At 62.6% G+C, this 1,941-nt stretch carries 2 protein-coding genes; one reads left to right on the top strand and one right to left on the bottom strand.

The features are described 5' to 3' along the window. Nucleotides 1-921, top strand: coding sequence for an alpha/beta fold hydrolase (locus AC1DT3_RS19390; protein ID WP_477466847.1), 921 nt, complete (start codon nucleotides 1-3; stop codon nucleotides 919-921). 3 nt (nucleotides 922-924) lie between these two features. On the opposite strand, the gene AC1DT3_RS19385 is transcribed toward AC1DT3_RS19390, so the two are convergent. Further along, the coding region (locus AC1DT3_RS19385) for an HlyC/CorC family transporter (protein WP_477466846.1) at nucleotides 925-1,941 on the bottom strand (1,017 nt) is incomplete at its 5' end.

The raw sequence follows: 1,941 nt of genomic DNA, 5'->3' as shown, positions 1-1,941 counted from the left end.
GTGTTACCGAGAGGACCTTCCGGTTTGGAGGTGCTCCCGTTGCCCGGCATCGATAGTCGCAAATCACGCGTCCATTTGCCGAAAGCCGGCATCACGCTTCATTGCGTCGACGCGGGCCCTCTGACCGGCCCTCTCGTCATCCTCCTCCACGGTTTTCCTGAGTTCTGGTGGGGATGGCGTCGGCAGATCGCGCCCTTGGTGCAAGCGGGATTTCGGGTCGTGGCGCCCGACCAGCGTGGCTACAACTTGAGCGACAAACCGAAAGGGTTGGATGCGTATCGGCTCGATCTCCTGGCGGACGACATCGCCGAACTCGCCGCCGTGTTCGGTCGCGACAAGGTCAGCCTCGTCGGCCACGATTGGGGTGGCGTCGTCGCCTGGTGGACAGCCACGCGCCATCCTGACCTGGTGGAGCGCCTCGTCGCGATCAACGCGCCGCATCCGCGCGCCATGCGGGATTTCATGCGCCGTCATCCGCGGCAGGTGCTGAAAAGTCTCTATATGGCGTTCTTTCGTATTCCCTGGCTGCCGGAAGCGATGCTGTCTGCCCGGCATTTCCGCGCCTTGAAGGAAAAGCTCGTCGCGGTGACGAAACCGGGGACGTTCACTGAAGCCGATTTGTCTCGCTACGAGGAGGCGTGGTCGCATCCTGGGGCGCTGACGGGAATGCTGAATTGGTATCGCGCCAACGCGTTCAAGAGATTCCGGGCGCGACAAAGCAATGTGGCGATGCCGGTCCTTATTCTATGGGGTATGCAGGACCCGTTCATCGACGGCGGCGTCGCGGACGCCAGCCTGCGGATCTGCGATCAGGGACAGCTGCAGCGCTTTTCCACCGCGGGGCACTGGGTTCATCTCGAGGAAACCGACCGCGTCAATGCAGCCCTCGTTGATTTCCTGTCCGGTCGCTCTGCAACATAGACGTTACGCCGTCGTGTCCTGGCGCTTTTTCAGCGGGACGACCGGCGTGATGCGCAAGGCGGTGATCCGATTGCGCGACTTGCGCAGAACCTGAAACCGGAAGCCGTGAAACGTGAAGGCTTGTCCCGTATCGGGGATCGCCTGCGCTTCGTGGATCACGAGCCCGGCGATGGTCGTCGCTTCCTCGTCCGGAAGACGCCAATCCATGACCCGATTGAGATCGCGGATCGACACGGAGCCGTCGACGTTCACCGATCCGCTTGGATGGGGGCGAACGCCCTGGACCGAGAGGTCGTGCTCGTCCTTGATGTCACCGACGATCTCTTCGAGGATGTCTTCCAGGGTCACGAGGCCCATGACTTCGCCGTACTCGTCCACCACGAGCGCGAAATGGGTCTTCTTGGCGAGGAATGCCTTGAGCTGATCGCGCAGGGATGTGGTGTCGGGAACAAACCAGCTCTCCAGCGCGATGTCTTCGACCGTCAGGCGTCCGGCATCGCCGCCGACCGCATCGAGCGCGCGCAGCAGGTCCTTTGCATGCAAGACGCCGATGATGTTCTCCTGGCTTCCGCGCCACAACGGCATGCGCGTGTAGGGCGAGGCCAGCACCTCGCGCACGATTTCTTCCGACGACAGATCGGCGTTGATGGTGCGCATCTTGGTGCGGTGGACCATCACGTCGGACACCGACAACTCTTCGAGATCGAGCAGGCCACCGAGCATGTCGCGCTCGACCTTGGCGACGCCGCCTTCCTTGTGCAGAAGCTTGACCTGACCGCGCAGCTCCTCCGACGCGGACAGGATCGGCATGTTTTCGCCGATGCGGATGCCGAAGGGGCGCAGCATCAGGCGCACGAGCCGCTCGATCGCATGAGTCAGCGGACCGAACAGCGTGACGGTCCAAGCGACCGGTCGTGCGATGATGAGCGAGAGACGTTCAGGCGCTGTGATGGCGATCGTCTTCGGCAGCACCTCCGCGAACACGATGACGAGGATGGACATCGCGACGGTCGCATAGAT

It is taken from the genome of Microvirga sp. P4_G7 (assembly GCF_056401005.1).
This window is presented reverse-complemented; position numbering and strand designations above follow the sequence as displayed.